Here is a 6,244-nt window from a genome sequence, read left to right as displayed (position 1 = left end):
AGGGCAGGCCGCAGCGCGACGACGATCGCCCGCGCCGCGATGACCAGAAGCCCAGCGGCTTCAAGAAGCCGTTTGCCGGGAAGGGCAAGCCTTTCGCAGGCAAGCCCGAGCGGCATGGGGAAGGCCGTCCGGCCGGCGGCGGCAAGCCGTTCGGCAAGGGCAAGCCGCGTCGCGGCTAGGCTTCAACGCTCGGCCGCGGTCGGTCGCCGACGTTCTCTCCCGCCTCAGCGCAGGCCGAGGAAGGAGAGAATGGCGAGGACGACGACGATGAGGCCGACGATATAAATGATGTTGTTCATGAAAAACCCCCTGCGGAATGGAGCTGTTCGGCTCGATTTTGCAGGGGGTGAACCCGATGCGGGTGCCAAAGGTTCCCGCATTGTCAGGTGGGTGGTCGCTGCGGTCGTCAGCCCACGAGCTTGCGGTAGAGATGCCAGGTGGCGTGGCCGAGCACGGGCATGACCACGACGAGCCCGACCAGCACCGGCAGGCAGCCGAGCACCAGAAGCCCGGTGACGATCAGCCCCCAATACATCATCACGCGCGGATTGGCCTCGACCGCGGCGATCGAGGTGCGGATCGCGGTGGGCACGTCCACATGCCGGTCGATGATCAGCGGGAAGGACACCACCGAGATCGAGAAGGCGAGGATCGCGAACAGCATCCCCAGCGAATTGCCGATGATGATCATGATCCAGCCATCGCCGGTGGTGAAGGCGGCCCGCAGGAAGTCGGCCGTGGAGACGTCGGCCGGCAGGCCCAGAATGCCGCGATAGAGGAACCACGCCGCGAAGAGCCAGGCGAGGAAGAGCCCGGTCAGCATCGCGCCCAGCAGCACAATCTGGCTGATCGAGGGCGAACGCAGCACTTCCAGTGCGTGGCTCCAGGAGGAGTCGAGCCCCTTCTCGCGGCGGCGGCTGACCTCGTAGAGGCCGATCGCGGCGAAGGGGCCGATCAGCGCGAAGCCCGAGAGCAGCGGGAAGAGCAGCGGGAAGATGTTGTAGCTCACGGTGAGCTGTGCCAGCAGGATGCCGGCGATCGGGTAGATCACGGCGATGAAGACGAGGTGGCTCGGCTGCGCCAGGAAATCCTCCCAGCCGCGCTGCAGCGCCTCGCGCAGGTCCCTCGTCGTGATGGTCTTGATGCGTGGCTGCGAGAGCGTGACGATGTCATGCACGGTGCCGTCGACATTGGCCATGGCGGTTCTCCCGGTTCCGGCCCGGTTCACCACCGCTGTTGACATGTCCTTGGCGTCAACGGCTTGCGGCGTCGAGCTTCCAATTCCCAGCTTCCAAACTATACGCGCGAAAGCCGGATTTGTCGCAAGCCTTCTCGCTGATGTGAGGGCGCAGCCCCTTTTCGGGCCGAGCCAGCCTGCTCCTGCCCTTTCTCGTCAGCATCATCTCGCCTAATGCTTCCCGCATGAGCGACACCGACGACAACGCCCCTTCCGAAACGCCCGTTGCGGAGCTGACGCTGCGCAAGGCCAGGCTCGAGCACAAGCGGCTGGCGTCCGAGGTGCAGGCCGCGAACGACGCCTATTTCCAGGACGATCAGCCGATCATGGACGATGCGGCCTATGACGCGAAGCGTCGGCGGCTGGTGGCGCTGGAGGAGGTTTTTCCCGAGTTGAAGGAGGCGGGCGGCGTCAGCGGCAAGGTCGGCGCCAAGCCTTCCGGCAAGTTCGCGAAGATCCGCCATCGCGTGCCGATGCTCTCGCTCGACAACGCCTTCTCCGACGAGGCGGTGGCCGAGTTCGCGGGGCGGGTCTACCGCTTTCTTGGCCGCCGCGAAGAGGAGGGCGGCATCGCCTTCACCGCGGAGCCGAAGATCGACGGGCTGTCGCTCTCTCTGCGCTACGAGAAGGGCGAGCTGGTCTCGGCCGCGACGCGCGGCGACGGCGAGGAGGGCGAGGACGTCACCGTCAACGCCCGCACGATCTCCGAGATCCCCGGCACGCTTGCCGGGCCCGACGTGCCGGAGATCGCCGAGGTGCGCGGCGAGGTCTATCTCGGCCATGCCGATTTCGCTGCCATCAACGAGCGCCAGCGCGAGAAGGGCCTTCCAGAATTCGCCAATCCGCGCAATGCGGCGGCGGGCTCGCTGCGCCAGCTCGATGCGAGCATAACGGCATCCCGGCCCTTGCGCTTCTTCGCCTATGCCTGGGGCGACATGCCGGTGCTGCCCGCGCCGACACAAAGCGGCGTGGTCGAGGCGTTCAAGCGCTGGGGCTTCCGCACCAACCCGCTGATGAAGCGCTGCGAGAGCGTGGCCGAGCTGATCGCCCAGTACCGGCTGATCGAGAGCCAGCGCGCCACGCTCGGCTATGACATCGACGGCGTCGTCTACAAGGTCGACGACCTCGCGCTGCAGTCCAGGCTCGGCTTCGTCTCGCGGGCGCCGCGCTGGGCGATCGCGCACAAGTTCCCGGCCGAACTGGCGACGACCGTGCTGGAGGCGATCGACATCCAGGTGGGGCGCACGGGCGCGCTCTCCCCGGTGGCGCGGCTGAAGCCGGTCACGGTCGGCGGCGTCGTCGTCACCAATGCGACGCTGCACAATGAGGACTATATCCGCGGCTTCGATTCCAAGGGGCTGCCGATCCGCGACGGCGCCGATATCCGCATCGGCGACACCGTGACGGTGAAGCGGGCGGGCGACGTCATTCCACGCGTCGAATCGGTCGATCTGGCGAAGCGGCCTGCGGATTCGAAGCCTTATGAATTCCCGACGCTTTGCCCGGCCTGCGGCAGCCATGCGACGCGGGAACTCAACCCGCGCACCGGCAAGGAAGATGCGGTGCGACGCTGCACCGGCGGCCTGATCTGCCCGGCGCAGTCGGTCGAGCGTCTCAAGCACTTCGTCTCGCGCGACGCGATGGATATCGACGGGCTCGGCGACAAGCAGATCGAGTTCTTCCACAGCGATCCCGAGCTGCCTGTGAAGGAGCCGGCCGACATTTTCACGCTGGCCACGCGCGATGCGGCCAATTTCAAGAAGCTCAAGGACAAGGAGGGCTTCGGCGCCGTCAGCGCCAGGAAGCTGTTCGACGCGATCGAGGACCGGCGTCGTCCGCCGCTCAACCGCTTCATTTTCGGGCTCGGCATCCGCCATATCGGCGAGACGACGGCGCGGCTGCTCGCACGGCACTATGGCTCGTTCGAGGCCTTGCGCGCGGCGGGCATCGCCGCTGCCGACGAGGCGTCGGCCGAACGGCAGGAACTCGATGCGATCGACAGCGTCGGCCCGACCGTGGTCGAGGCGCTGATCGAGTTCTTCGGCGAGCCGCATAACGAGCAATTGCTCGACCGGCTGCTGGCAGAGGTGTCACCCCAGCCGCTCGAAGCGGTGGCATCGGCCAGTCCGGTCGCCGGCAAGATCGTGGTCTTCACCGGCGCGCTGGAGCGGATGACGCGCGACGAGGCCAAGGCGATGGCCGAGCGGCTTGGCGCCAAGGTGGCGGGCTCGGTGTCGTCGAAGACGGATCTGCTCGTCGCCGGGCCGGGCGCGGGCTCCAAGCTCAAGGATGCCGCCAAGCACAATGTCGAGGTCATCGACGAGGCCGGCTGGTTCGACCTGGTCGGCGGCTAGAGCGACTCGTCATTCTCGGGCGGAGCGGAGCGCAGACCCGAGAATCTCGTGCCGAATGGGCGCCTTCTCGTCCTGAGATCGTCGGGTCAAGCCCGACCATGACGCGAGAGTGCCGTAAGCTACTCAGCTGCCTCCGACGGCGTGAACATCGCGACGGGCGGCGCTTCGCCCGCGGCGCGTACCTGGCCCGGCGCCATGCCGGTGATGCGCTTGAAGGCGCGGCTGAACGAGGCTTCCGACTCGTAGCCGAGGCGCTGTGCCACCACGCCGATCCGCAGCTTGTCACGCGCGAGCCATTGCCGCGCCTGGTGCATCCGGACCTGCGCGACATAGCGGGCGGGTGTCTCGCCGACGACCTCGGCGAAGCGCTCGGCAAAGCCGGAGCGCGAGGCGCCCATCAGTTCCGCGAGGCTCTCGACCGTCCAGTCGGTCTCGGGATGGGCGTGGATCGCCGCCAGGACCTTGCCGATGGTCGGGCAGCGCGCCGCCGCGACCCAGCCCTTGGCGGCGCCGCAGCCGCGTTCAACCCAGGCGCGCATGATCGCCGCGGCCAGCACGTCGGCGAGGCGCGCGAGGATGCCGCCGGCGCCGACCCGGTCCATCGCGACCTCCTGACCCATCGCCTCCAGCAGATGCGGGATGCCGGGCTCGTTGGCGATGAAATCGCTCATCCGCATCATGTCCGGCATCAGCCGCAGCAGCGGGTGGTCGAGATCGACATTGAAGGTCATGCGACCGGTGAAGAGCAGCATGTGCTCGCCGGTGCCGCCGCCTTCGACATCGAAGACGTTGCCATAGGTCTCGCGCACCCGGCAGGCGCGGGGCGGGGAGGCGGTGGCCTGCGGCGAGCTCGCCAGGACGTGGCCGCCGCCGCGCGGCATCAGCACGGCGTCGCCGTCATGCAGCTCGAGCCATTCGCCTGCCGGCGTCTTCAGCCAACAGCCGCCGCGCGAGATGAAATGGAAGCTGGCCTCGCGGCTTTGCGGAAAGGCGACGCCCCAGGGTGCGGCCATCTGGCAGCGGCTGTAATCCACACCGTCGAGCCTGAGGCCGCGGAGCATCTCGGTCAGGTGATCGGCGGAAGCGGTCATCGCAGTCCTGGACGAACGGTCATGAGATGCGGATTATATAGCATGGAAACTCCATGGAGCCACGCCCATCTTCCGGCGACTTCGTGGAGACCCCCATGTCAGATTCCCTATCTGCCACCGCACTCGAATTCGACGACAGCGCCGAGGAGGTCCGCGAAAAGCCGGCCTGGGCCGCTGTAACCTCACTCACCTTCGGCGTCTTCGGCCTCGTCACCGCCGAGTTTCTGCCGGCCAGCCTCCTGACCCCGATGGCTGCCGATGTCGGCGTGTCCGTCGGCGCCGCCGGACAGGCCGTGACCGCCACTGCGGTGGTCGGCGCCATCGCCGGCCTTGCCGCAGCCATCGTCACGCGCGGCATCGACCGGCGCATCGTCATCTGGTCGCTGACCGGCCTGCTGATCGTCTCCAGCGCGCTCGCCGCGGTCGCGACGAACCTCACGACACTGCTCTTCGCCCGCGTCCTGCTCGGGATCGGCCTCGGCGCCTTCTGGTCGATGGTCGCGGCTACGGCGATGCGGCTCGTGCCGCCGAGCGCGTTGCCCAAGGCGATGTCGCTGATCTTCACGGGCGTATCCGTCGCGACCGTCAGCGCAGCGCCGATCGGGGCCTATATCGGCAACCTGATGGGCTGGCGCTTCGTGTTCTGGATTGCGGCACTCGTCGGCGTCGCGACACTGGCGATCCAGATTGCCGCGCTGCCGCGTCTGCCGGCGCGCGGATCGCCCGACATCCGCACGCTCTTCCGCCTGCTCGGCCGGCCGAGCATCGCATTGGTGCTGGCCAGCATCGTCGTCGTGATCTCCGGCCATTTCGCGGGCTTCACCTATGTCCGCCCGTTCCTGGAGCAAATCCCCAAGTTCTCGGTCGAGGCAATCTCGCTGGTCCTGCTCGCCTATGGTGTCGGCGGCTTCTTCGGCAATTTCCTCGGCGGAGCGATCACCGCGCGCAGCGCCAAGGCTTCGGTGATCTTCGGAGCCTTCGCGATCGCGCTGATGGGAGGGAGCTTGCTGTTCGCGGGTTCTTCGCCGATCGCCTCGGCCATCGCCGTGGGGCTCTGGGGCTTCGCCTTCGGTGCGCTGCCGGTTGGCTTCCAGACCTGGCTGGTGCGCGTCGCCCCGGAGGAGGAGGCGGAGTCGGCCGGCGGCCTGCTCGTCGCCGCCTTCCAGGTCGCGATCGCGAGCGGCGCCGTCTTCGGCGGCCTGCTGGTCGACGGCTTCGGGACGCTGGGCGTCATCGCCTATGCCACCATCGCGACGCTGGTCGGCGGAGCGGGCGTGCTGCTGCTTGGTTCGAAGAGCCCGGAGCGGATCGGCGCCAGCGCGGCTGCCCACGCCATCTGAGGCGAGCCTAGGCGACGAAACCGATCGGGCGCGTGATGCGCCCGATCACTTTTCTTCAAGACAGCAAAGCGGCGAGAGGGTTTATGCTCGCGCCATGGAAGCAGTCACTCAGGGCGAGACACTGGGCCTCGAACCGCTCGTCGCCGGCGAGCAGGCGAAGCTGTTTCCGGCCGAGCGCTTCGGCGGGCTGGACTGCCTCGCCGCAACCTTCCGCCGCCATGC

General features: G+C 67.7%; 4 protein-coding genes. 2 read left to right on the top strand and 2 right to left on the bottom strand.

Translation table 11 applies throughout. The features are described from left to right. Positions 1-406 precede the first annotated feature (406 nt). The gene (locus tag ACIPIA_RS08585) at positions 407-1,198 is read right to left on the bottom strand and encodes a DUF2189 domain-containing protein (RefSeq protein WP_400508551.1); all 792 of its coding nucleotides are present in this window, start codon (positions 1,196-1,198) and stop codon (positions 407-409) included. Positions 1,199-1,422: 224 nt separating this feature from the next. On the opposite strand from ACIPIA_RS08585, the gene ligA reads away from it, so the two are divergent. After that, positions 1,423-3,591 carry an NAD-dependent DNA ligase LigA gene (ligA, locus tag ACIPIA_RS08580; RefSeq protein WP_400508549.1) on the top strand — a complete coding sequence of 723 codons (2,169 nt, stop codon included), beginning with the start codon at positions 1,423-1,425 and terminating at the stop codon, positions 3,589-3,591. 119 nt (positions 3,592-3,710) lie between these two features. On the opposite strand, the gene ACIPIA_RS08575 is transcribed toward ligA, so the two are convergent. Beyond that, a complete protein-coding gene (locus ACIPIA_RS08575) occupies positions 3,711-4,682 on the bottom strand; it encodes an AraC family transcriptional regulator (protein ID WP_400508547.1) in 972 nt (323 codons plus the stop codon). Between the two features lie 95 nt (positions 4,683-4,777). On the opposite strand from ACIPIA_RS08575, the gene ACIPIA_RS08570 reads away from it, so the two are divergent. After that, entirely contained in the window at positions 4,778-6,022 is a 1,245-nt protein-coding gene (locus ACIPIA_RS08570) for an MFS transporter (protein ID WP_400508545.1), read from the top strand. Positions 6,023-6,244: the final 222 nt, after the last annotated feature.

The organism is Allobosea sp. CER48 (assembly GCF_044752385.1).
GTDB lineage: Bacteria > Pseudomonadota > Alphaproteobacteria > Rhizobiales > Beijerinckiaceae > Allobosea.
This window is presented reverse-complemented; position numbering and strand designations above follow the sequence as displayed.